The organism is Variovorax sp. Varisp36, from assembly GCF_047304235.1.
In the GTDB taxonomy this organism is placed as follows: Bacteria; Pseudomonadota; Gammaproteobacteria; order Burkholderiales; family Burkholderiaceae_C; genus Variovorax.
Window position 1 is genome coordinate 21,300 of record NZ_JBGLYU010000028.1, and the last position, 21,824, is coordinate 43,123.

At 68.6% G+C, this 21,824-nt stretch carries 20 protein-coding genes and 1 tRNA gene; 14 read left to right on the forward strand and 7 right to left on the reverse strand.

What is annotated here, in order from left to right; translation table 11 throughout:
- Positions 1 to 6: 6 nt before the first annotated feature.
- A complete protein-coding gene (locus ACCD11_RS17415) occupies positions 7 to 786 on the forward strand; it encodes an enoyl-CoA hydratase (protein ID WP_056595470.1) in 780 nt (259 codons plus the stop codon).
- Positions 787 to 807: 21 nt separating this feature from the next.
- On the opposite strand, the gene ACCD11_RS17420 is transcribed toward ACCD11_RS17415, so the two are convergent.
- Both ACCD11_RS17420 and ACCD11_RS17425 read right to left on the reverse strand, forming a co-directional pair.
- Positions 808 to 2,010: a hypothetical protein gene (locus ACCD11_RS17420; protein ID WP_413314824.1), complete on the reverse strand. Its 1,203-nt coding sequence runs from the start codon at positions 2,008 to 2,010 to the stop codon at positions 808 to 810.
- Positions 2,007 to 2,672 carry a sigma-70 family RNA polymerase sigma factor gene (locus ACCD11_RS17425; RefSeq protein ID WP_007828902.1) on the reverse strand — a complete coding sequence of 222 codons (666 nt, stop codon included), beginning with the start codon at positions 2,670 to 2,672 and terminating at the stop codon, positions 2,007 to 2,009. The genes ACCD11_RS17420 and ACCD11_RS17425 overlap by 4 nt, the downstream gene beginning before the upstream one ends.
- 135 nt (positions 2,673 to 2,807) lie before the next feature.
- Between ACCD11_RS17425 and ACCD11_RS17430 the strand changes: the two genes are divergently transcribed.
- From ACCD11_RS17430 to ACCD11_RS17440, 3 genes are all read left to right on the forward strand, one after another.
- Positions 2,808 to 4,322, forward strand: coding sequence for a vWA domain-containing protein (locus tag ACCD11_RS17430; RefSeq protein ID WP_413314825.1), 1,515 nt, complete (start codon positions 2,808 to 2,810; stop codon positions 4,320 to 4,322).
- A gap of 54 nt (positions 4,323 to 4,376) precedes the next feature.
- A tRNA-Met gene (locus tag ACCD11_RS17435) sits at positions 4,377 to 4,453 on the forward strand.
- 399 nt (positions 4,454 to 4,852) lie between these two features.
- Positions 4,853 to 5,299 carry a hypothetical protein gene (locus ACCD11_RS17440; protein ID WP_413314826.1) on the forward strand — a complete coding sequence of 149 codons (447 nt, stop codon included), beginning with the start codon at positions 4,853 to 4,855 and terminating at the stop codon, positions 5,297 to 5,299.
- Positions 5,300 to 5,660: 361 nt separating this feature from the next.
- On the opposite strand, the gene ACCD11_RS17445 is transcribed toward ACCD11_RS17440, so the two are convergent.
- Positions 5,661 to 7,301 carry a 3-(methylthio)propionyl-CoA ligase gene (locus ACCD11_RS17445; RefSeq protein WP_413314827.1) on the reverse strand — a complete coding sequence of 547 codons (1,641 nt, stop codon included), beginning with the start codon at positions 7,299 to 7,301 and terminating at the stop codon, positions 5,661 to 5,663.
- A gap of 123 nt (positions 7,302 to 7,424) precedes the next feature.
- Between ACCD11_RS17445 and ACCD11_RS17450 the strand changes: the two genes are divergently transcribed.
- From ACCD11_RS17450 to ACCD11_RS17475, 6 genes are read left to right on the forward strand one after another with little or no spacing between them, the layout of a single operon-like run.
- Positions 7,425 to 8,096, forward strand: coding sequence for a nitroreductase (locus tag ACCD11_RS17450; protein WP_007828897.1), 672 nt, complete (start codon positions 7,425 to 7,427; stop codon positions 8,094 to 8,096).
- 57 nt (positions 8,097 to 8,153) lie between these two features.
- Positions 8,154 to 8,948: a phosphodiesterase gene (locus ACCD11_RS17455; RefSeq protein WP_413314828.1), complete on the forward strand. Its 795-nt coding sequence runs from the start codon at positions 8,154 to 8,156 to the stop codon at positions 8,946 to 8,948.
- A gap of 24 nt (positions 8,949 to 8,972) precedes the next feature.
- Complete coding sequence (locus ACCD11_RS17460; protein ID WP_413314830.1) at positions 8,973 to 9,749, forward strand: helix-turn-helix domain-containing protein; 777 nt, start codon at positions 8,973 to 8,975, stop codon at positions 9,747 to 9,749.
- A gap of 36 nt (positions 9,750 to 9,785) precedes the next feature.
- Complete coding sequence (locus ACCD11_RS17465; RefSeq protein WP_007828894.1) at positions 9,786 to 10,694, forward strand: DMT family transporter; 909 nt, start codon at positions 9,786 to 9,788, stop codon at positions 10,692 to 10,694.
- Between the two features lie 54 nt (positions 10,695 to 10,748).
- A complete protein-coding gene (locus tag ACCD11_RS17470; protein ID WP_413314831.1) occupies positions 10,749 to 11,588 on the forward strand; it encodes a dienelactone hydrolase family protein in 840 nt (279 codons plus the stop codon).
- Positions 11,589 to 11,595: 7 nt separating this feature from the next.
- Positions 11,596 to 12,270, forward strand: coding sequence for a hypothetical protein (locus ACCD11_RS17475; RefSeq protein WP_413314832.1), 675 nt, complete (start codon positions 11,596 to 11,598; stop codon positions 12,268 to 12,270).
- Positions 12,271 to 12,286: 16 nt separating this feature from the next.
- Here the strand turns inward: ACCD11_RS17475 and ACCD11_RS17480 are convergent, their stop codons facing one another.
- Both ACCD11_RS17480 and ACCD11_RS17485 read right to left on the reverse strand, forming a co-directional pair.
- A complete protein-coding gene (locus tag ACCD11_RS17480; RefSeq protein WP_413314833.1) occupies positions 12,287 to 13,465 on the reverse strand; it encodes an acetyl-CoA C-acetyltransferase in 1,179 nt (392 codons plus the stop codon).
- Between the two features lie 32 nt (positions 13,466 to 13,497).
- Complete coding sequence (locus ACCD11_RS17485) at positions 13,498 to 14,280, reverse strand: SDR family NAD(P)-dependent oxidoreductase (RefSeq protein ID WP_413314834.1); 783 nt, start codon at positions 14,278 to 14,280, stop codon at positions 13,498 to 13,500.
- A 102-nt stretch (positions 14,281 to 14,382) separates the two neighbouring features.
- Here ACCD11_RS17485 and ACCD11_RS17490 point away from each other — a divergent pair, with 102 nt between their 5' ends.
- The 4 genes from ACCD11_RS17490 to ACCD11_RS17505 all read left to right on the forward strand — a co-directional run bounded on the left by ACCD11_RS17490 (position 14,383) and on the right by ACCD11_RS17505 (position 19,464).
- On the forward strand, positions 14,383 to 17,052 hold the full coding sequence (locus ACCD11_RS17490) for a LuxR C-terminal-related transcriptional regulator (protein WP_413314835.1): 2,670 nt from the start codon (positions 14,383 to 14,385) through the stop codon (positions 17,050 to 17,052).
- Between the two features lie 210 nt (positions 17,053 to 17,262).
- Positions 17,263 to 18,069, forward strand: a complete 807-nt coding sequence (locus tag ACCD11_RS17495) for an AP2 domain-containing protein (RefSeq protein ID WP_413314836.1) — start codon at positions 17,263 to 17,265, stop codon at positions 18,067 to 18,069.
- Between the two features lie 155 nt (positions 18,070 to 18,224).
- Positions 18,225 to 19,013: an AP2 domain-containing protein gene (locus tag ACCD11_RS17500; protein ID WP_413314837.1), complete on the forward strand. Its 789-nt coding sequence runs from the start codon at positions 18,225 to 18,227 to the stop codon at positions 19,011 to 19,013.
- Between the two features lie 73 nt (positions 19,014 to 19,086).
- The gene (locus ACCD11_RS17505) at positions 19,087 to 19,464 is read left to right on the forward strand and encodes a hypothetical protein (RefSeq protein WP_007828879.1); all 378 of its coding nucleotides are present in this window, start codon (positions 19,087 to 19,089) and stop codon (positions 19,462 to 19,464) included.
- A gap of 9 nt (positions 19,465 to 19,473) precedes the next feature.
- Here the strand turns inward: ACCD11_RS17505 and ACCD11_RS17510 are convergent, their stop codons facing one another.
- On the reverse strand, positions 19,474 to 20,622 hold the full coding sequence (locus tag ACCD11_RS17510) for an acyl-CoA dehydrogenase family protein (protein ID WP_413314838.1): 1,149 nt from the start codon (positions 20,620 to 20,622) through the stop codon (positions 19,474 to 19,476).
- A gap of 34 nt (positions 20,623 to 20,656) precedes the next feature.
- Positions 20,657 to 21,769 (reverse strand): CaiB/BaiF CoA transferase family protein, encoded by a 1,113-nt coding sequence (locus ACCD11_RS17515; protein ID WP_413314839.1) that lies wholly within the window; start codon positions 21,767 to 21,769, stop codon positions 20,657 to 20,659.
- Positions 21,770 to 21,824 lie beyond the last annotated feature (55 nt).

Below are 21,824 nucleotides of genomic sequence, written 5' to 3' on the forward strand. Positions count from 1 at the left end.
GACACCATGAGCTACGAAAACATCGAAGTGCGGACCGAAGCTGGCAAGGTCGGCATCATCACCCTCAACCGCCCGAAGGCCCTGAATGCGCTGAACGACGCGCTCATGACCGAACTGGGCCAGGCGCTCAAGGCCTTCGATGCGGACGACGCCATCGGCTGCATCATCCTCACGGGCAGCGAGCGCGCCTTCGCCGCCGGCGCCGACATCGCGGCGATGGCCAAGTACAGCTTCATCGACACCTACAAGGGCGACTACATCACGCGCAACTGGGAAACCATCCGCTCGATCCGCAAGCCGGTGATCGGCGCGGTGGCCGGCTTTGCCCTGGGTGGCGGCTGCGAGCTGGCGATGATGTGCGACTTCATCATCGCGGCCGACAACGCCAAGTTCGGTCAGCCCGAGATCAAGATCGGCGTGATCCCCGGCGCCGGCGGCACGCAGCGCCTGCCGCGCGCGGTGGGCAAGAGCAAGGCCATGGACATGGTGCTCACCGCCCGCATGATGGACGCCGCGGAAGCCGAGCGCGCCGGTCTCGTAAGCCGCGTGGTGCCGTTCGAGAAGCTCGCCGACGAGGCGCTGGGCGCGGCGCTGATCATCTGCGGCTTCTCGCAGGTCTCGGTGATGGCGGCCAAGGAATCGGTCAACCGCGCCTTCGAGAGCGGCCTGAGCGACGGCGTGATGTTCGAGCGGCGCCTGTTCCACGCGCTGTTCGCCACGGCCGACCAGAAGGAAGGCATGGACGCCTTCCTGAACAAGCGCGCACCGGACTTCAAGAACGCCTGATCGCCCGATCGGGCCTCCGGTTCAACGCGCCAGCAGCGCGCGCAGCGCATCGAGCGCCTGCGCCGGCGGCGTGCCGACCAGCGCGGTGCCGCCGGGGTGCGGCGTCCAGCGCACCTGGTCGCCCGCAATCTCGAGCACGGCGATGAGCGTGTCGCCGCGATAGAGCGACAGTCGCGCCTCCACCGGGGCACCGAAGGGCGCATCGGGTGTGGTGGCCGAGCGCGCCACCGTGCCCACCAGGGCAGGCAAGCCTTCGACGTCGCCCCGCGCGCGCCGCGCGCCGGCGTCCGAACTGAACGATGTCCAGCGCTCCAGCGCGGAGAAGGACGGCGGCCCGTCGACTCGAGACGCCGCTGCCTTCGCCGCACGCGGCGAAGCGTCCTGCAACGCACCGGAGGCTTGCCCGCTGGCACCGCTCTGGCTGGCAAGCGCCGAGGCGTCCTGCGACTGGCGGGAGAGCGGGGCGGCGGCCGGCGGCGATGCAACGGATGGAGCGGGCGCGGCCGGTGCGGGGGCGTAGGCGCGCCGGCGTTCGCTTTCCATGCGCTCTTCGCGACGCTCGTCCTGCGCGGGGGCTTGGGCGGCCTGCTCGGCGACGATGGCGGGAGGCGCCGGCGCCACGGGCGTGGGCGCGGGCACCGCCTCCCTGCGCGATGGCTGGGCGCGTGCCGCTTCCTTGATAGGCGCCGTGTCGCGCGGCACCTTGGCGCGCTGTTCGGCAGCAGGCGCGGCCGGTGTCGGCGGGGCTTGCTTCGCCGCGGCCGGCGGCGCCGCCGCGGGTTCAGGGGCGGCAGCCGTCGCGGGTGCAGGCGCTGCAGGAGCCGCGGGGGCTTCGGCCGCGGGTGCGGCGGCGCCGCCGACACGCGCCTCCCCGTCAAGCCGCGCATCGGGCACCGGTTCGCTGCGCCACAGCACGGTAATGAACGCGGCCACCAGTACCGTTGCGAAGGCCGCATTCCACGGCATGCGCGGATGCGGCTCTGCGCCACCGCCGAACAGGCGGCGCCACCACGGCCGAGCACTCGCGCTGTTGGCGGCCGTGCCCGCAGTCGACGCCGGCGCCGGCGCCGCAGCCAGGTTGTGCGCCATCTTCAGGATCGCGTCGCGCGTGCGCGGATCGGGCGTGGCCTCGCCGTCGGGCGCGTGGTCCAGCGCACGGCGCAGCGCCGGGTCGCGCAGGTCGTCGTCGCGGCCGTCTTCGAAACCGGTGGTGTTGCCGCTCATGCCCGTTGCTCCAGCACCGACAGGTAGCGCTCCATGCAGGCGCGCAGCTTCTGCAGGCCGTAGCGCAGGCGGCTGCGCACGGTCTCGAATCCGATCTCCAGGCTCGCGGCCAGCGCTTCAACGGTCAGGCCGTCTTCATGGTGCAGCAGGAACGCGGCGCGCTGCTCGGGCGGCAGTTCGTCGAGGCAGGCCAGCAGGCGGCGGCCCGCGGCGCGCCAGAACGCGAGCTCTTCGGCCGACGGATGCGCGGCCGCATCGACAGCGCCGCGCACACCGCGGTCGAGCGTGGGGACGGGATCGCTGTCGTCGTCCGCATGCGCATCGAGCGCCACTTCGCGCCCGCTCACGCGCAGCCGGTCCATCGCGAGGTTGTGCGCGATGGTGAAGGCCCAGGTGCGCCAGGTCGCGCCCTGCGGCGAGAAGCTCTCGCGCGCCGAGATGATCCGCACCCAGGTGTCCTGGAAAACCTCGTCGGCCTGCGCCGCCAGCCGCGCGCCCAGCAGCCGCTTGACGAAGCGGAACAGCCCGCCTTCGTGGCGCGCGTAGAGCACGTCGAACGCGGCGGCGTCGCCCTGCGCATAGGCCAGCATCAACTGGTCGTCGGGCATGGCCTGGCGCTCGGGGGCGTTCTTGGCGGAAGGGGCGCGGGGAAGCGCGGACATCGGCGGATTTTCACCCGAGCTTGTACGGGCGGCGGAAGGCATCGGGGTTCAGGGCGGCAAAAAAAGCGGCGGGGCTCAACCCCGTTGGCGGCGGCCCGCCGTATCAGCCTGCACCCAACCACCCGGAGTCCCTCCATGATCCACGCCTTCGCTCCCCGCTTCCGCCGGCCGCTCGTCGTGCTGCTGTGCGCCCAACTGCTCCTGACGGCCTGCGGCGCCACCGAGCCCTCGGCCACGGCCGACGGCCCTGTCAGATGGCCGACGCCCGCGCCCGACAGCCGCACGCAGGCAACGCTTGCCGTGCCGAATTTCGAGGCGCCATCGGCCACCGGCTGCGCCCGGCCGATCCAGACGCACGAGACGCCGGGCCTGCAGCGCAACGCCCAGTTCGAAGGGCACGCCCTGCGGGAAAGACGCGCGCTCGCCGACGCGGCCACGCCGCCGGATGCGCTGCGCAAGCCGTCGCGCGCAGAAGCCGCGGGCGCATTGGCCGCCTCTCCCGCGCCGATCGCCGAGGCCCCGCCCGCGGCGATGGCGATGCCCTCTCCCGCCGCATCCGCCGCTCCCCGCATCGCCGTCCAGCCGCCGGCGCAAGCACCACGCCCGGCCAGCGAGCCCGTCACCGCCGGCATGGTCGACGACAACGCCGACTTCGGCGAATACCTCGCCTTCCGCGGCCGCACCCAGGTCGCCCACCGTGAACGCGACATCAGCGCGCGCTACCTGCTCCAGGTGCGCGATGCGCGCGGCGCCGTCGTGCCCGATGCCGAAGTGGCCGTGCAGGCCGCGAACGGCGCCGCCATGTGGGCGCGCACCGACGCGGGCGGGCGCGCGTGGCTGCACCCGAACGCCTTCGACAAGGCCCGCAGCGAGTTGTACGAAGTGACCGTGCGCAAGAACGGCCGCCAGAGCACCGCCTTCTTGCAGCGCGGCCAGAAGAATGCCGTCGACGTCGTGCTCCCAGGCAAGCCGGGCGCCGCACCCGCGCGCGCCCGGCTCGACCTGGTCTTCCTGATCGACGCCACTGGTTCGATGGACGACGAGATCGCCAAGCTGAAGACCACCCTGCGCACCATCGCCGACCAGGTGGCGAGGCTGCCGAGCCGCCCCGACACCTGCTTCGGCCTGGTGGCGTACCGCGACCGCACCGACGACTTCCTGGTGCGCCGCCATGACTTCACCAATGACCTGAACGCCTTCCAGGGCGTGCTCGACGCCCTGCGCGCCGCGGGCGGCGGCGACTACCCCGAGGCGATGAACGAGGCCCTGAACGAAACGGTCCACAAGCTGAGTTGGCGCGGCAACGGCACCACCCGCCTCGTGGTGCTGCTGGCCGATGCGCCGCCGCACCTCGACTACGGCGGCCCTCAGTACGACGACGACATGGTCGCCGCGCTGGGCAAGGGCATCAAGGTGTTCAGCGTGGGCGCCTCGGGGCTCGACCAGCAGGGCGAATACATCCAGCGCCAGATCGCGCAGTACACCGGCGGGCGCTTCGTGTTCCTCACCTACAAGGAGGCGGCGGACCCGGCCAGCGGCCCCGGAACGCAGACCGTGCACGACGTCGGCAACTACTCGGTGCAGACGCTGGACAAGCTGATCGTGAGGCTCGTTTCCGAAGAATTGGGCAAGTTGCCCGCGGGTGGTTGAACTGGGCCCTCAGCCTGGGCTATAATTTTGGGCTCGGTGCAAAACTGCACTGACGGCTCTTTAGCTCAGTCGGTTAGAGCGATGGAATCATAATCCACAGGTCCGCGGTTCGAGTCCGTGAAGAGCCACCAACAAAACGAAAAGCCTTGCAAGTCAACGACTTGCAAGGCTTTTTTCCTTGTGGGGCACGCCTGATTCTCCAGCCCGGCAGCGCCGGCGCGGGCCCTCCCCGGGTACGCCCGCCATCTGGCCAACGGGCATACCCAGTTTCGGTGATGGCGCCCGCCCGGGCGGTCCACAAGAATCGCCGGAAAGAATAAATATTCACAATCAAACCCTTTTCGGCCACCACCCTTTCGGAAGGGTGGTTTGTTCGGGGGCGCCTGAGTTGTCCAGGAATCAGGGGAGGTTCTTGCAGTCCCTGTTCGGCTGGGCGGCATGACGCGGCATCGATAGCGGAGGGGGACGTAGACAGGGGATCTTCGGTGCCACTCAGTTACCTTCTCCAGCTGGAGCATGCTCGCCTGCCGATGCATGTGACCGACGCGCAGGACGTGCGACGCGTTTCCGTCCTGAAAGCGACCGGCCTCATCGAGGCCTCCATCGACCCGGCTTTCGACACCGGGGGCAGCTACAGGCTGGCGCAGGCGGCGCTGGTGGTCTGCATCACCGACGAGGGGCATGCCGAGATCGGCAACCTGCGCGGCCGCGGCAGGGTCGGGGCCGCACCGAAGATCGCAAGGGCCGGCCCCGAGCCCCTGGACTACCTGCGCGCGATCGAACGCTCGACATTCCCGCTTCGCGTGCAGGACCCGCAGCAAATCAACTGCATCGAAGCCCTGAAGCAGGCCGGGTTCGTCGATGCGGCGATCAGCCCCGCGCTGGCGTGGAAGAGCAGCAGCGAGCCGCAGGAGCTGGCGGTGATCCGGCGCATCACGCCGTTCGGGCGAGCGCAGCTTGCGCGGGGCACCAAGTAATTTCGCGGTATCGGGAATACGCAGGGTCGCACCAGCCTTCGATGCCGGCGGGCAGCATCCCAAGCGAAGCGCTCAGGAGCCGCCGAAGCGATGTCCGGTGAGTGGCATCCGCTGTCAATCGAAGGCGGTGGCGCAAGCCCTCCTCGTCGAATCAGTACGAAATGCCTAACGCCGCGCGCATCGCCCCTCGCATGCCCGTCTCTCTTTGCATACATCCACGCCCTTTCCCCTTCCCCGCCAGCGCGATGCCTATTCAACAGGCAACGTGATGGGAACCCACGCCAGCTCTCGCTTCGCCTCTTCGCCTCCACCCACAACTCACAGAGTTGTCCACAGAAAACCCGAACAAGTCATCGAACTGTCAAAGAGATGCCGTCGCGACGTAGCCCTTGAATTGTTCGCGCAGCCTGGTCTTCAGCAGCTTGCCGGTGGCTGTATGCGGCAGGCTGTCGACGAAAGCCACGTCATCCGGTAGCCACCACTTCACGACGCGCTCCGCGAGGAAAGTAAGCAGTTCCTCGCGAGTGACTTCGACACCCGCGCGCCTGACCACGATGAGCAGCGGTCGCTCCTGCCACTTCGGGTGCGCGACGCCGATCACCGCCGCCTCGGCCACGGCCGGGTGTGTGCTCGCGGCGTTCTCGAGCTCGATGGAAGAAATCCATTCGCCGCCCGACTTGATGACGTCCTTCGCGCGATCGACCAGTTGCACGTAGCCGTCCTCGTCGATGTTGGCGACGTCGCCGGTCGGGAAGAAGCCTTCGGCATCGAGCACCGGGCCGCCCTCGCCCTTGAAGTAACCGCTCGCGATCCACGGGCCGCGCACGTGCAGGTGGCCGAAGGCCTTGCCGTCGTGCGGCAGACGCTGGCCGTCCTCGCCGACGATCTTCAGCTCCACGCCCCACACGCCTCGGCCCTGGCGCATCTTCACGCGCGTCTGCTCTTCCTTCGGCATCGACAGGTGCTTGGGCAGCAGGTTGCCGATCACGCCGATGGGGCTGGTCTCGGTCATGCCCCAGCCCTGCACGAAGTCGGCGCCGAAGTCGCGCTCGAAGCGCTCGATCATGCTGCGCGGCGTGGCCGCGCCACCCACGCCGATGCGCTTCAGGCCGATGGCGCGGGTGTCGATTTCAGGGTGGGCGTCGAAGTACTGGAACAGCATGAGCCAGATGGTGGGCACGGCCTGCGAGAAGCCGACCTTCTCGTCGCGCATCAGCTCGTAGAGGCTCTGGCCGTCCATGTGCGGGCCGGGCATGACCAGCTTCATGCCGGTCATCGCCGCCGCATAAGGCATGCCCCATGCGTTGGCGTGGAACATCGGCACTGCGAGCAGCAGCGTCATCTGCGAGTTGACGCCGAAGGTGTCGGGCGCGCACTCCATCAGCGAGTGCAGCACGGTGGAGCGATGCGAATACAGCACGCCCTTCGGATTGCCCGTGGTGCCCGAGGTGTAGCAGAGCGACGAGGCGGTGCGCTCGTCGAATTCGGGCCACTCGTACTGCTCGCTCTGCGAGCCCACGAGCTCGTCGAAGCACAGCAGGTTGGGCACGTCGATGGCCGGCATGTGCGCGCGGTCGGTCATCGCGATGAAGGCGCGCACCGACTTCAGCGCCGGCGCGAGCTTTTCGACCAGCGGCGCGAAGGTGGTGTCGAAGAACAGCACCTTGTCTTCGGCATGGTTGACGATGTAGTCGACCTGCTCGGGAAAGAGCCGCGGATTCACCGTGTGCAGCACCGCGCCCGAACCCGACACGCCGAAGTACAGCGCGAGGTGGCGCCATGTGTTCCACGCGAGCGTGCCGACGCGGTCGCCCGGTTCGATGCCCAGCACCGTCATCGCATTGGCCACCTGCTTGGCACGGCGCTGTATCTCCGCGTAGTTGGTGCGGTGCACCGGCCCCTCCACGGTGCGGCCGACGACTTCGGCTTTCGGATGAAAGGTGGCTGCGTAGTCGATGAGCGACGAGATCAGCAGCGGGCGGTCTTGCATCAATCCGAACATGGGTCTTGTCTCCTGTACGCTGGGGCGATGCTAGGCAGGCACCATGCCGCGACGCATCGTCGAAACGGACGATTGAGGACCCGCGAAGGTTGCCCCTAGCATCTCCCTCAAGAGGACCATTGCATGAACGTTCAGGACGCTATCGCCACCCGCCGCTCGGTGCGCGATTTTCTCGACACGCCGGTGCCCGGCGACGTCATCCGCCGCGTTGTCGAGCAGGCGCTGCGCGCGCCCTCGGGCGGCAACCTGCAACCCTGGCACCTGCACGTGGTGGGCGGCGAGAGGCTTGCCGAACTCAAGGCGATCATGCGCACGCGCGTGCAGGAGGCACCTGCCGGCGAAGGCAGCGAGTACGACATCTACCCGCGCGAACTCGTCGCGCCCTACCGCGACCGCCGCTTCGCCGTGGGCGAGGCGATGTATGCGCGCCTGGGCATTCCGCGCGAGGACAAGGCCGCGCGCCGCGAATGGTTTGCGCGCAACTACCAGTTGTTCGGCGCGCCGCTCGCGCTGTTCTGCAGCGTCGACCGCCGCATGGGCCCGCCGCAGTGGTCGGACCTGGGAATGATGCTGCAGAACGTGATGCTGCTGCTGCGCGGCGAAGGGCTCGACAGCTGCCCGCAGGAATGCTGGGCGATCTACCCGCAGACCGTGGGCCGCTTCATCGCGCTGCCGCCCGAACGCATGCTGTTCACGGGCATGGCCATCGGCTACGCGGACCGCAGCCGGCCGCTCGATGCGCTGGTGACCGAACGCGCGCCGCTGGCCGACGTGGCGGAGTTCGTCGGTATCTGAATCCGCGGGGGGAACCGATCGTGCTTGATGATGTGGCATCCGCAAGCAAGGCGCCGCATGCTCATCGCACAGATCTCCGACCCCCACGTCCGCCCCGCCGGCCAGCTCTACCAGGGCGTGGCCGATTCGAACCGCATGTTCGAGGAAGCCATCGACCACCTGCACGCGCTCAATCGCCGGCCCGACCTGGTGCTGCTGACAGGCGATCTCGTCGACGAAGGCCGGCCCGAGGAATACGCGCAGGTGCGGCGCCTGCTCGCGAAGCTGTCGATTCCGTATCTCGTGATCCCCGGCAACCACGACCACCACGAGAACTTTCGTGCAGCCTTCGCGGACCATGCCTACCTGCCGGCCGAAGGCGCGCTGCACTACTGCATTGACGACCATCCCGTGCGCATCGTGGCGCTGGATTCATGCATTCCCGGGCTTCACCATGGCAATGTCGATGCGCAGGGCCTGGCGTGGCTGCGCCGCACGCTCGAAGCCGACCGCATCAAGCCGACGCTGCTGATGCTCCATCACCCGCCTTTCGTGAGCGGCATTCCCTACATGGACGCATACCGCTGCATGGACACGGCGCCGCTCGAAGCCATCGTGCGCAGCGTCGACAACATCGAGCTGGTGCTGTGCGGCCACGTGCACCGCACCATGCTGCGGCGCTGGGCGGGTACGGTCGTGTGTTCGTGCCCGAGCAGCACGACGGAGATCGCGCTGCAGCTGGACGCCAGCGCGGCGCCTGCCTCGTACATGGGCCGACCGGGCTGCATGCTGCATCTGTGGAGTGAAGCGCACGGCATGGTGAGCCATGTGAGCCACATCGGGACGATGGACGGACCGTTTCCGTTTGCGTGATGGCTCGGCGCGCAAAATCCCGCCATGCCCCAGGAACGCACCCTTCTTTACACCGGACACGAATTCACGGTCGAGCACGTGCGTTCCCATGCGCAGCAGGGACCTGACTGGAGCGCGCTCTACACCCTGGAATCGCGACGCATCATTTTCCCGGCAGGCCGCACCGTGCTCGACGTACGCTCGGGCGACGGCACATGGCTGGCCGACGGACTCACCGCCATGCACTTCGACGACGCGATGGTCTATCAGCTGCGGCTCGCGGCACGCGCGGCCAGGCACAGCATGGTGGTCAGCCAGCACCGCTTGCCTCGCGCGGATGCAGCGCCGGCGTTCTTCCTGTTGTCACCTCGGTCGCTGTACCGCGTTCATTCGGCGCAGCGGCAGCTTCGCGCGGGCGACGCGGCTGCAGATGCCATCTTTTCGCTGGTCGATGAACTCGGCATGTCACGCCGGCAGGCGCCGTTGACGGGTGCGGTCGCACGCGTCAAGCGGCTGCTCGCGGAAACCGCCGACTGCGAGGCGAAGCTTTCGATGCGCGACGTGGCCGATGCGGTCTCGCGCTCGCCGTTTCACCTGGCGCGCAGCTTCCGGCAGCAGACTGGCTTGAGCCTTCATCAGTACCGGCAACATCTGCGCCTCGCTGCCGCCATGGAGCGGCTGGCCGATGGCGACCGCGACCTCGCGGGCATCGCGCACGACCTCGGCTATTGCAGCCAGAGCCACCTGGGCGCGGTGTTCCGGCGCGATGTGGGCGTCACGATGGGCGAAGCCCGCCGCATGCTGGCCAGCGCACGAATTTGATAGCCGCCGCGCGGCGCGGTCGCGAGACTCGCCACGATGGATCGCAATCTTTTCGCCGGCCTGCTCGCCGCGCTGGCCGCAGCCGTCATCGGCAGCGCCTGGCAACTCGTCTCGCGCCACGGCGTGACCACCACGCTCGGGCCAATGGAGCTGGCGCTGATGCGCTATGGCATTCCTGCCCTGCTGCTGGCGCCGCTGTGGTTCGGCAAGAAGAGACGCATCGCACCGAAGGCCTCGCGCGTTGCGCTCGTGCTGCTCGTCGCCGGCGGCGGCCTGCCCTTCGGGCTGCTGGTGCTGGCCGGTGCCCAATGGGCCCCCGCGAGCCACATGGGCATCTTCATGGCGGGCAGCCTGCCGCTTTTCACCGCCATCGGCGCGTGGCTGCACAAGGGACAGAAGGTCGAAGGCATCAGGCTTGCCGGGCTGGCGTGCATTGCCATCGGCATGGCGCTGTTTGCTGCGGGGAGTTTTCGCGGCGGCTCGCTCGACTGGCGCGGTGACCTGCTCTTTCTGACCGCGGCCATGCTGTGGGCGGTGCACTCGCTCGCGTTCGCGCACTGCGGGCTCACGCCGTGGCAGGGCGCGGCGTTCGTGAACGGATGGTCGGCGCTGCTGCTGTTGCCTGTGCTGTCGACCGTCGGCGCGCCGCGGCTGCTCAGTGCGCCATGGCCCGATGTCGCGCTGCAAGCCGCGACGCAAGGCGTGGTCGCGGGACTGCTCGGGCTGGTTGTCTACATGGCGGCCGTCGTGCGGCTGGGTGCACCACGCGCCTCGCTATCGGCGGCGCTGGTGCCGGTGCTGACCACACTGGGCGCGGCGGCCTGCATGAACGAGCCGGTCACCGGTGCGGTGCTGCTGGCTTTGGCGTTGGTGGTGCCGGGGATCGTGCTGGCGAGCGGTGTGGCTCGATGGGGCGCGAAGGAGGCGGCGCGGCCATCGGCATAGAAGCTTCAGGCGGCACGGGCAGAATGCGGCGAAACACCAGGGACGTGCACGCCAATGAAAAAGCTCATTCTCCTTGCCGCCTCGCTCGCCTTCGCCGCGGCATCCTGCTGGGCACAGGAGCGCAGCACCGTTCGCGTGCCCACGCCCTTCATTGAAGGCGGTGCGCCCGTCACGCTGGAGATGGTGATCTACAAGCCCGAAGGCGCAGGGCCCTTTCCTACGGTGGTGTTCAACCACGGCTCCACGGGCATGGGCAACAAGCCGGCGCTGTTCAAGGACACCTGGGCGCCCGAGCGCCTCGCCAAGTGGTTCACGCAGCGAGGTTGGCTTGTGGCGTTTCCACAGCGGCGCGGACGTGGCCAGTCGGACGGGCTGTATGACGAAGGCTTCACCCCCAAGCGCGAGCACTACAGTTGCGACCCGGCCCTGTCGCTGGCCGGCTTCGACCACGCGCTTGCCGATGTCGACGCCGCCGTCTCATCGCTGCAGAAGAACCCCGACGTGGACACGAAGCGCATGGAGATCGCCGGCCACTCGCGCGGCGGCATCCTCGCGATCGCCTATGCCGGCACCCGACCCGGCGTGTTCCAGGGCGCCATCAATTTCGTCGGCGGCTGGATGAGCGACCAGTGCCCCGATGGCACCGCGGATGCGATCAACCCCGTGAGCTTCACGCGCGGCGCCGCCTTTCCCCGTCCCACGCTCTGGCTGTATGGCGAAAAAGACAGCTTCTATGCGATGGCGCACAGCCGGAAGAATTTCGAAGCCTTCACGGCAGCTGGCGGCAAGGGCACCTTCGAGACCTATGCGCTGGAGCCCGGCACGAACGGGCACATGCTGATCGTGCAGCAAGGGCTGTGGGGTCCGGCGGTCGAGGCGTATCTTGCGAAGTGATCGCAGCATGCGCCTGGTGCTCATCGAAGGCCTGCCGGGAACGGGCAAGACCACGCTGGCGGAACGCCTGTGCGCACTCGCGTTGCAGGAAGGCTGCGCGAGCAGGTGGTATCTGGAAGAGGCGGCGGATCATCCAGTGCATCCCCATTCGCTGAATGCGGCAAGGTTGGAGGCGGACTATCCCTCGCGTTGCCTCCAGGGTTGGCAACGCTTCGCTGACGAGGTGCGATCGGACAGCACCTTGAACATCCTTGAAGGCAGCGCATTCCAAAGCACGGTGCGGTTCATGATGGAGCAGAACCGGACCGACATCGACGATTACTTCGGGAGATTCGAGGGAATCCTGAGCCCCCTGCGGCCGGTCTTCATCTACCTGCGACCGGAGGACGCAGAGCGCCACTCGCGCGCGACTGCAGCGCACCGTGGTTCGGACTGGACGCGCAAGGTTGCCGCGTACCTGGAACAAACACCTTACGCGCATCGCCATGGGTTGCGAGGCGAGAGCGGCATGCATCGGTTCTGGGCCAACTATGCGCATCTCTGCGATGAACTGATGCACGGACTCACGACGCGTGTGACCAGGATCACCGTGGAACCCGGTCACGACGATTGGGTGCTGGCCGAAGCTGTCGATGCCATCCAATCGGAGCCATATGCAACATGCGAACGGAACCGCGAATGACGCGCTCGCCCCAGGTTCACAACCGCTCGACGATGGTCACATTGGCCATCCCCCCGCCTTCGCACATGGTCTGCAAGCCATAGCGCTTGCCGCGCTGGCCCAGCGCATGGACCAGCGTGGTCATCAGCTTGGTGCCCGACGCGCCGAGCGGATGGCCCAGCGCGATCGCGCCGCCGTTCACGTTCAGCCGGGCCGGGTCGGCGTCCAGCACCTGCAGCCAGGCCAGCGGTACCGGCGCGAAGGCCTCGTTCACCTCGTAGAGATCGATGTCGTCGATCTTCATGCCCGCCTTCTTCAGCGCGCGCTGCGTGGCGGGCAGCGGCGCCTCCAGCATGATGACCGGGTCGTGGCCCATCACGCTCATGTGGTGCACGCGCGCCAGCGGCTCCACGCCCAGCGTCTTCAGGCCGCGCTCGTTCACCACCATCAGGCCGCTCGCGCCATCGCAGATCTGGCTGGCGGTGGCCGCCGTGCAGCGCCCGCCTTCGGCGATGAGCTTGACGGCCGCGATGCTCTCCAGCGTTGCGTCGTAGCGGATGCCTTCGTCGGTGGTGTGCTGCTCGCCGTTTTCGGAACCGTCGGCCATGCGCACCGCCACGGGCACGATCTCGCGCTCGAAGTGGCCGGCCCGGGTGGCGGCGATGGCGCGCCGGTGGCTTTCGAGAGCATAGCGGTCGAGCTCGTCTTTCTCGATGCCGTAGTTCCTGGCGATCATCTCGGCGCCGGTGAACTGGCTGAACTGGACGTCGGGGTAGCGCTTCTGCATCGAAGGGCTCACGTAGAAGCCCAGGCCGTTCTTCAGCGGCAGCGTGGTGGGCAGGCCCATCGGCACGCGCGTCATGCTTTCCACGCCGGCGGCGATGACGATGTCCATGCTGCCCGACATCACGGCCTGCGCCGCGAAATGCAGCGCCTGCTGCGACGAGCCGCACTGCCGGTCGACCGAGGTGGCCGGCACCGACTCGGGCAGGCGCGAGGCCAGCACCGCGTTGCGCGCGACGTTCGATGCCTGCTCGCCGGCCTGGCCGACGCAGCCCATGATGACGTCCTCGACCAGCGCGGGGTCGGCACCGGTGCGCGCCACCAGGGCGTCGAGCACCTGCGCGGCGAGGTCGGCCGGGTGCCAGCCGGCAAGGCGGCCGTTGCGCCGGCCTCCGGCGGTGCGCGCGGCGGCGACGATGAATGCTTCGGGCATGGGGTTCTCCTGTGTTCGCAAGGTGGTTCGGTTCAGCGCGGCGCCATGCGAATGGCCCCATCGAGCCGCACGCTCTCGCCGTTGAAATAGCCGTTGGTGATCATCAGCTCCGCCAGCGTGGCGTACTCCGCCGGCTTGCCCAGCCGCTGGGGGAACGGCACCGATGCCGCCAGCGCGGCCTTCACGTTGTCGGGTGCGCCCTGCAGCAGCGGCGTGTCGAAGATGCCCGGCAGGATGGTGTTCACGCGGATGCCCTCGCCCATCAAGTCGCGAGCGATGGGCAGCGTCATGCCGACGATGCCGGCCTTCGATGCGGTGTAGGCGGCCTGTCCCATCTGCCCGTCCTGCGCAGCCACCGAGGCGGTGTTGACGATGGCACCGCGCTCGCCGTCTTCCAGCATGCCGAGCGTGAGCATGCCGGCCGCCGACTTGGCGATGCAGCGAAAGGTGCCGACGAGGTTGATCTGAATGATGCGGTCGAAGTTCGCGAGCGGAAAGTGCTTGATCTCGCCCGTCGTCTTGTCGCGGCTCGCGGTCTTCACGGCATTGCCGGTGCCGGCGCAGTTGACGAGCACGCGCTCCTGGCCGTGCGCCGCGCGCGCCCTGGCGAACGCCGCATCGACCTGCTCTTCGGAGGTGACGTCGACCTTGCAGAACACGCCGCCCAGTTCCTTCGCCAGGGCCTCGCCCTGTTCGGCGTTGAGGTCGAACAGCGCGACCTTCACGCCATGGCCGGCAAGGCGGCGCGCTGTGGCGGCGCCGAGGCCCGAGGCACCGCCGGTGACAACGGCGCCAATGCTGGAATCGAGTTGCATCTCTGGGTGTCCTTGAGGTGTCTTTGCGGGTTTGTCCCCCGCCAGTTTAGGAAGCAGAATCGACCGCACACATCGTCGGAAACGACGGGATTTCGCCTCCGCATGCAGTCCCCCACACCCCGGATTCTCGAAACCAAGCTCAACCCACCGGCCTTCGTCGCCACGCAGGTGCCGCGCACGGCCATCGGCGAGGAGATCGCCGCGGCGGCCGTGAAGCTGGTGCTCGTGCGGGCGCCGGCCGGCTTCGGCAAGACGACGGCCATGGCGCAGATCCGCGAGCGCAGGGAGGCGCAGGGCGTGGCCACGGCATGGCTCACGCTGGACCGCGCCGACAACGACGTCTCGCGCTTTCTCCACTGCCTGGCCGAAGCCGTGCAGCGCATGGGCGTGGAAGAGCCGCGCGCCAACGCGCCCTTCGATGCGGTGGCCGCACTGGCCGCGCACGACTCGCCTTTCACGCTGTTCCTCGACGACTTCGAAAGGGTGCAGGAGCCGGCGGTGCTGGGCGTGGTGCGCGAGATCGTCGAGCACCTGCCGCGCGGCGGGCAGATCGTGATCGGCTCGCGCAGCCTGCCCGACCTGGGCCTGGGGCGGCTGCGCGCGCGCGGCCAGCTGATGGAGATCGACACCGACCGCCTGCGCTTCAGCCTCGAGGAGACCAGCGCCTTCTTCGGGCTGCGCCAGTTGCATGCGGCCCAGGTGCTGCCGGCCGAGATGCTGTCGCAGCTGCACCGCAAGACCGAAGGCTGGGTGGCCGCGATCTGGCTCGCGTCGATGGCGCTGCAGCGGCATGGCACCGGGACCGGTTTTGTCGAACGCTTCTCGGGCTCGGACCGCGCCGTGGCCGACTACCTGGCCGAAGACGTGCTCGCGCACCAGCCGAAGGACATCCGCGACTTCTTGCTGCGCACCAGCATCCTGCGGCAGCTTGATGCATCGGTGTGCCAGGCGCTGTGCCCGCGCGTGGACTGCGCGGCCATCCTCGAACGGCTGGCCGCGTCGAACCTGTTCCTCACGCCCGTGAGCGGCGACGGCGGTGCATGGCGCTATCACAGCCTGTTTGCCGACTTCCTGCGCGCGCAGCTGGCGCGCGAACTGCCCGGCGAGCTGGAGCGCCTGCACCTCGCGGCTTCGGGCTGGTACGAGTCGCACGACCGCCCCGTGCCCGCCATCGACCACGCGATCGAAGGCGGTGACCATCCGTATGCGCTGACCCTGCTCGACAGCTACGCGACGCAGTTCCTGGAGCAGGGCCGCATGCGCATGCTGGCACGCTGGTTCTCTGCCATTCCCGAACACCAGCTGCGCGAGCATCCGTTCCTGCAGCCCATCTCGCTGTGGGCCACCTGCTTCACGCACGGCCCGTGGGACGCGATGCGCCAGCTCGAAAAGTCAGGCTGCCTCGACAGCCCCATCGCCGAGGTGCGTGCAAGCGCCCACACGCTGGTGCCCTTGCTGCTGGCGATGCAGGACCGCCACGACGAGGCCTACGAGGCCGGCCGCCAGAGCCTGGCGCGCCTGCCCACCGGCCTGGCCTTCGCCGACAGCGTGCTGCTCAACGCCATGGCCCACATCCTGGCCGTGCGCGGCGACCCGCACGAGGCGCGGCGCCTGCTCGACGCGGCGCGGCGCGAGCAGGGCAACAGCACCTTCAACCGCATGTACACCGAGTCGCTGGCCGGGCTGTTCGACCTGCAGGAAGGCCGCTTGCGACAGGCCACCGCGCGGCTGCGCATGGCGGTCGATTCGACGCATGCGGTGTCGTACAACCACAGCCACGGCAATGCGTGGGCGGGCGTGCTCTACGCGGGCGCCGTGTACGAGACCAACCAGCTGGTGCAGGCCGAGCATTTGCTGAACGTGTACCTGCCGCTGGCGCGCGACGTGGGCCTGCCGGACCACATGATCCTGAGCCACGTGATGCGCTCGCGGCTCGCGTTCCATGCGGGCGACATCGACGCCGCGTTCCAGGCGCTGACCGAGCTCGAATACCTGGGGCACCACCGGCAGCTGCCGCGCGTGGTGGCGGGCGCGAAGCTGGAGCGATCGCGCATGCTGCTTCTGCAGGGCAACGGTCCCGCATCACGCGACGAACTGCTGCGCGCCGACGACCCCGCGCTGTGGGACAGCGAGCGGCGGCAGCGCCTGCCTGCGCACGACCTCGACTACCTCGCGCTGGCAAAGGCCCGCTGGGAAATCGCCTTCGGCGATGCGCGCGCGGCACTGGGCGCGCTCGACGCCGAGCTGCATGCGGCGCTGGCCTCGGCCCGCAACCGGCGCGCGCTCAAGCTCAGGGTGCTGCGCGCGCTGGCGCTGCAACGCATCGGCGACGCGGCCGCCGCGATCGAGCAGATCGGCGAGGTGCTGCAGGCGGCGAGCCAGGAAGGATTCATGCGGCTGATCCTCGATGAAGGCCCGGTGGTGGGCACGCTGTTGCACCGTTATGCGGCGGCCATGCAGGAGGGCACGCGCGGCAGCAGCGATCCGATACTCGCCGATCACCTGCAGCGGCTGCTGCAAGCGGCCGGGCCGGCCGGCAGTGGCGAGGTGGAAACACCCGCGGCCGATGCGATGAAGGAGCCGCTGACCCGCAAGGAGATCCGCGTGCTGCAGTTGCTGGCCGAGGGGTACTCGAACAACGCGATGGCGGAAAAGCTGTTCGTGTCGGACAGCACGGTGCGCACGCACCTGCGCAACATCAACATGAAGCTGGATGCGAAGAGCCGAACGCAGGCGGTGGCGATTGCGCGCAAGCTCGGGGTGATCCGCTAGGCGGACTCTGCCCGTGCGTCGCGGCCGTTTTGCAGGGCCGGCAACCTTGTCCAGGATGACTCACTCCGGCGCCCCTCGATTACTACTGATTCCGGTGATTCCCCGGCCATTGGCCAATCCCTAGGATTCCTCCAGAGGTCAGAGTCTTCCAACTGCCGCGACAGCAGGCAACAGATAGCGAGTAAGGGAGCGGCGAAAGCCGGAGCCACCATGCCCAAAGGAACCCCGAATCCTGCCGCCATGTACGGCATCTATCGCCGTGCCTGGGGCTTCGAGGTGTCGATCGTGCGCAACGGCACGCGCTACTTCAAGCAGTTCGGCCGCGCCAGCTACGGCAGCGAGGAGCAGGCGCTGCTGCAGGCGCAGGACTGGCGCGACGGCATCGTGCGCAGCGTGCCGCCGGTGCCGCGGCGCACCCGGGCCGAGAAGCTGCGGATCAACAACAACACCGGCGTGTCCGGCGTCTTCTGCCAGATCGCCTCGGACGGCAGAGTGCGGGCCTGGGTCGCCAAGACCTACATCGGGCACGACGAGATCCTGCGCACCGACTTTCCGGTGAACGCGGTGGGTGAGGCCGCGCAGGAGTTGGCCGTCGAGGAGCGGACACGGCAGCTGGAACGCATGGCCGGGCTGGCCAGGCTGCATCCGGCCGAGGAAACGATCCGCAAGAGCCCGCCGGCCTTTCCCGCCGGGCTGCTGTCGCCCAAGCGCTCGAAGTCCGAGATCAAGCGCAGCACCAATTCCAGCGGCGTGAGCGGCGTGCACTTCAAGGCGCCCAACCCCGGCCACCCGGGCTACTGGCTCGCCATCACCTACACCATGGGCAAGGGCAGCGTGAGCAAGGCTTTCTCCATCAAGGAGCACGGCCCCGAGAAGGCCAAGCTGCTGGCCATCGAGGAGCGCGAGCGCCAACTCGAGCAGAAGCTGATGCCTGACACCGGCACGCTCGCCCCTTCCCTTCGGCGGGGGGCCAGCCGGCACGGCCAGGCCGCCGTCGAGGCGAGGCCGCAGCAGTGAGGCCCTTTTTCTGCATTTTCCGGTGCATGACTGCCTCCGCGGAGTTGTCATTGCGCTTCGGCCAAAATAGCTGCGAAATGCGTGCGCCAACGAGCGGCAGGCAACTCGGGGAGTCCATCGGAATCAGCACCGCTGAGAGCAGCATCACGTCGAGAATGCCCAAAGGAATCCCCAATCCGGCAGCCATGTATGGCATTTACTCCAGGCCCTGGGGTTTCGAAGTTTCCATCGTACGCAACGGTGTTCGCCACCACCGCCTGTTCGGCAAGGCCAGCTATGGCGGCGCGGAGCAGGCGCTGCTCCATGCGCAGGACTGGCGCGACTTCATCGTGCGCAACGTGCCGCCACAGGCGCGCCGCGTGCGGGCCGAGAAGCGCCGCGCCAACAACAGCACCGGCGTGCCAGGCGTGTTCCACCACCTGGCACCGGGCGGCCGGGTGCGGGCGTGGATGGCCAAGACCTACATCGCACCGGACGAAATCCTTCGCACCGACTTCCCCGTCGCGGAGTTGGGCGACGCCGCGCAGGCGCTGGCGGTCCAGGAGCGCGCGCAGCAGCTCAAGCGCATGACGGGGCTGGCGCGCATACACCCGGCCGAGGAGGCGATCCGCATGGGGCTGTCGGCCCATGCGCCCGGGCCGCGCACGGCCAAGCGCTCGAAGTCGGAGATCACCCGGCGCAACAACACCAGCGGCGTGAGCGGTGTCCACTTCAAGACGCCCAAGCCGAACCATCCCGGCTACTGGCTGGCCATCACCTACACCACGGGCAAGGGCAGCGTGAGCAAGGCGTTCTCGGTGAAGGTGCACGGCACCGACGTGGCCAAGAGCCTGGCCATCGCCGAGCGGGAGCGCCAGCTCGCCGACAAGCAGCGCACCGAGGAAGCCGCGGCGACTGCGGCCTCGCAGCGCACGGCCTCCGGCGCGAAACGGGCCGGCGGATGAGAGTGCTGCAAGAAAACGGCTTCGCGGAAGCGGCGAAAACCAGTGGCAGCCGCATGCACGGAGCGGCCCGCCCATGAAATACAAGCAGCTTCACCGCTTGCTGCGCGTGGCCTCGCACCTGCTGGACCAGGCCGCGGCGGATGTGCGGGCGACCGATCTCGGTCCCGTGGACGAGAACATCCAGCGCATCGGCCGCGCGCTGATCGAGGTGATCGAGGTACAGCGGAAGATCTACACCGCGCAGCCCGAGCTGCAGCCCGGGTCGCTGGCCGCTTCGCCGCGCGAGAACGATGCCAACCGGCTCTTCACCCAGTTCACGCTGGAAGCGCTGGAGCTGGAAGACGCGGGCCATCCCGATGCGGCACGCGAGAAGTACACGCAGTTCATCGGCCTCTCGCCGTCGTACCACCACCGCGAAATTGCGCGGGCGGAGATCCGACGGCTCTCCTGAACGCGCTGCTCACAACGCCCTCGAAATCACCTCCTTCATGATCTCGTTGGTGCCGCCGTAGATGCGCTGCACCCGCGCGTCGGCGTACATGCGCGCCACCATGTACTCGTTCATGAAGCCGTAGCCGCCGAACAGCTGCAGGCACTCGTCTATCACGCGGCCTTGCGCCTCCGAGCCCCAGAGCTTGGCCATCGAGGCGGTGGCGGTGTCGAGCCTGCCGGCCACGAGGTCTTCCACGCAGCGATCGATGAAGGCGCGGCCCACCTTGATCTGCGTGGCGATCTCGGCCAGCTTGAACCGGGTGTTCTGGAATTCGGCGATCGGCTTGCCGAAGGCCTTGCGATCGCGCACGTAGTCCAGCGTGGCCTGGTAGGCGCCTTCCATGGCGGCCAGCGCGCTCAGGCCGATGATGGTGCGCTCATAGGGCAGGTCGCTCATGAGCTGGAAGAAGCCCTGGCCCTCGACGCCGCCGAGCAGCGCGTCGGCGCCCACGCGCACGTCGTCGAAGAAGAGCTCGGAGGTGTCCTGCGCCTTCATGCCGATCTTGTCGAGCACGCGGCCCACGCGGAAGCCCTTGCAACCCTCGGTCTCGACGATGAGGATCGAGGTGCCCTTGGCGCCCTGCGTCGGGTCGGTCTTGCACACCACCAGCACCACGCCGGCCAGGAAGCCGTTGGTGATGAAGGTCTTGGAGCCGTTGACGACATAGCCGCCGTCCTTCTTCTCGGCGCGCGTGCGCACGCCCTGCAGGTCGGAGCCTGCGCCGGGTTCGGTCATGGCGATGGCGCCGACCAACTCGCCGCGCGCCATGCGCGGCAGATAGCTGCGCTTCTGCGCCTCGGTGCCGTGGTTGAGGAAGTAGTGCGCCACGATGCTGTGCACCGAGCTGGCCATGCCGGTGAGCGCGCGGCGCGACATCTCCTCGTAGAACACGGCTTCATGGCGAAAGTCGCCATCGGCGCCGCCGTATTGCTCGGGAATGTCCGCGCACAGCAGGCCGAGCGCGCCGGCCTTGCGCCAGACCTCGTGGCCCACGTGGCCGCGCCTGCGGGCTTCCTCGTCGTGCGGGAGCACTTCGGTTTCGATGAAGCGCACCACGTTGTCGCGGTACAGCTCCAGGTCTTCATCGCTCCAGGAGCGGCGGAAATCGATGGCCATGTCGCCTTTCTTCGTTTGTCGTCGGCTTGCTTCGTCAGGAAGCGCACAGCGGTGCGATGGCGTGGGCCGCCACGCCCCAGCGGCGCAGCACGGTCTCGCCGTCGTCGCGCGCGGCGGCCGGAGGCACGACCGGCGCGGTGCGGCTGAAACGCGGCGCGGGCGCGGGCTGCACCACGCCGCCCACGTTGGCGAAGGTGCCGCGCGCCACGTTGTGCGGATGTTCTGGGGCCTCGTCCCAATCGAGCACGGGCGCGAAGCAGGCGTCGCTGCCCTCGAGCAGCACGCACCACTCGTCGCGCGTGCGGGTGCGGAACAGGTCGGCCATGCGCAGCTTGAGCAGCGGCCAGCGGTCGGCGTCCATCTGCGCGTCGAAGGAGGGGTCGTCGGCGATGCCGCAGCGCTCGCGCAGGAGCGCGTAGAACTGCGGCTCGATGGCGCCCACGGCCACGTACCTGCCGTCGGCGCAGGCGTAGGTGTCGTAGAAATGCGCGCCGCCGTCGAGCATGTTCTCGCCGCGCTGGTTGCTCCACCGGCCGGCCGACTTGAGGCCGTACATCATGGCCGACAGCAGCGCCGTGCCATCGGCCATGGCGGCATCGACCACCTGCCCTTGCCCCGACTGCTTCGCCTCGTGCAGCGCGGCGAGGATGCCGAAGGCCAGCAGCATCGCGCCGCCGCCGAAGTCGCCCACGTAGTTGAGCGGCGGCACGGGCGGCTCGCCCGCGCGGCCGATGGCATGCAGTGCGCCGCTGATGGCGATGTAGTTGATGTCGTGCCCCGCGGCATGCGCCAGCGGGCCGTGCTGGCCCCAACCGGTCATGCGGCCGTAGACCAGGCGCGGATTGCGCGCATGGCAGGGCGCGGGGCCGAGGCCCAGCCGCTCCATGACGCCGGGGCGGAAGCCTTCGATGAGCACGTCGGCCTTCTCGACGGCATCGAGCACGGATTGCGCCGCGCCTTCCGCGCGCAGGTCGGTCTGCAGCGTGCTGCGGCCGCGCGCGAGGATGTCATGCGCATCGGGCTGCGTGCCCGGGCGGGCGATGCGGATCACCTCCGCGCCCATGTCGGCGAACAGCATCGCGCAGAACGGGCCGGGGCCGATGCCCGCCATCTCGATGACCCGCAACCCCTGCAGTGGACCCGCCATGCCTCGTCTCCTTCGGCTCCGCGCGGAACGCCTGCCGTGTGGCGCCATCTTGGCG

Coding starts and splice junctions, on each gene's coding strand:
- ACCD11_RS17415 (WP_056595470.1), top strand. CDS start 7: ATGAGCTACGAAAACATCGAAGTGCGGACCGAAGCTGGCAAGGTCGGC.
- ACCD11_RS17420 (WP_413314824.1), bottom strand. CDS start 2,010: ATGAGCGGCAACACCACCGGTTTCGAAGACGGCCGCGACGACGACCTG.
- ACCD11_RS17425 (WP_007828902.1), bottom strand. CDS start 2,672: ATGTCCGCGCTTCCCCGCGCCCCTTCCGCCAAGAACGCCCCCGAGCGC.
- ACCD11_RS17430 (WP_413314825.1), top strand. CDS start 2,808: ATGATCCACGCCTTCGCTCCCCGCTTCCGCCGGCCGCTCGTCGTGCTG.
- ACCD11_RS17440 (WP_413314826.1), top strand. CDS start 4,853: ATGCATGTGACCGACGCGCAGGACGTGCGACGCGTTTCCGTCCTGAAA.
- ACCD11_RS17445 (WP_413314827.1), bottom strand. CDS start 7,301: ATGTTCGGATTGATGCAAGACCGCCCGCTGCTGATCTCGTCGCTCATC.
- ACCD11_RS17450 (WP_007828897.1), top strand. CDS start 7,425: ATGAACGTTCAGGACGCTATCGCCACCCGCCGCTCGGTGCGCGATTTT.
- ACCD11_RS17455 (WP_413314828.1), top strand. CDS start 8,154: ATGCTCATCGCACAGATCTCCGACCCCCACGTCCGCCCCGCCGGCCAG.
- ACCD11_RS17460 (WP_413314830.1), top strand. CDS start 8,973: ATGCCCCAGGAACGCACCCTTCTTTACACCGGACACGAATTCACGGTC.
- ACCD11_RS17465 (WP_007828894.1), top strand. CDS start 9,786: ATGGATCGCAATCTTTTCGCCGGCCTGCTCGCCGCGCTGGCCGCAGCC.
- ACCD11_RS17470 (WP_413314831.1), top strand. CDS start 10,749: ATGAAAAAGCTCATTCTCCTTGCCGCCTCGCTCGCCTTCGCCGCGGCA.
- ACCD11_RS17475 (WP_413314832.1), top strand. CDS start 11,596: ATGCGCCTGGTGCTCATCGAAGGCCTGCCGGGAACGGGCAAGACCACG.
- ACCD11_RS17480 (WP_413314833.1), bottom strand. CDS start 13,465: ATGCCCGAAGCATTCATCGTCGCCGCCGCGCGCACCGCCGGAGGCCGG.
- ACCD11_RS17485 (WP_413314834.1), bottom strand. CDS start 14,280: ATGCAACTCGATTCCAGCATTGGCGCCGTTGTCACCGGCGGTGCCTCG.
- ACCD11_RS17490 (WP_413314835.1), top strand. CDS start 14,383: ATGCAGTCCCCCACACCCCGGATTCTCGAAACCAAGCTCAACCCACCG.
- ACCD11_RS17495 (WP_413314836.1), top strand. CDS start 17,263: ATGCCCAAAGGAACCCCGAATCCTGCCGCCATGTACGGCATCTATCGC.
- ACCD11_RS17500 (WP_413314837.1), top strand. CDS start 18,225: ATGCCCAAAGGAATCCCCAATCCGGCAGCCATGTATGGCATTTACTCC.
- ACCD11_RS17505 (WP_007828879.1), top strand. CDS start 19,087: ATGAAATACAAGCAGCTTCACCGCTTGCTGCGCGTGGCCTCGCACCTG.
- ACCD11_RS17510 (WP_413314838.1), bottom strand. CDS start 20,622: ATGGCCATCGATTTCCGCCGCTCCTGGAGCGATGAAGACCTGGAGCTG.
- ACCD11_RS17515 (WP_413314839.1), bottom strand. CDS start 21,769: ATGGCGGGTCCACTGCAGGGGTTGCGGGTCATCGAGATGGCGGGCATC.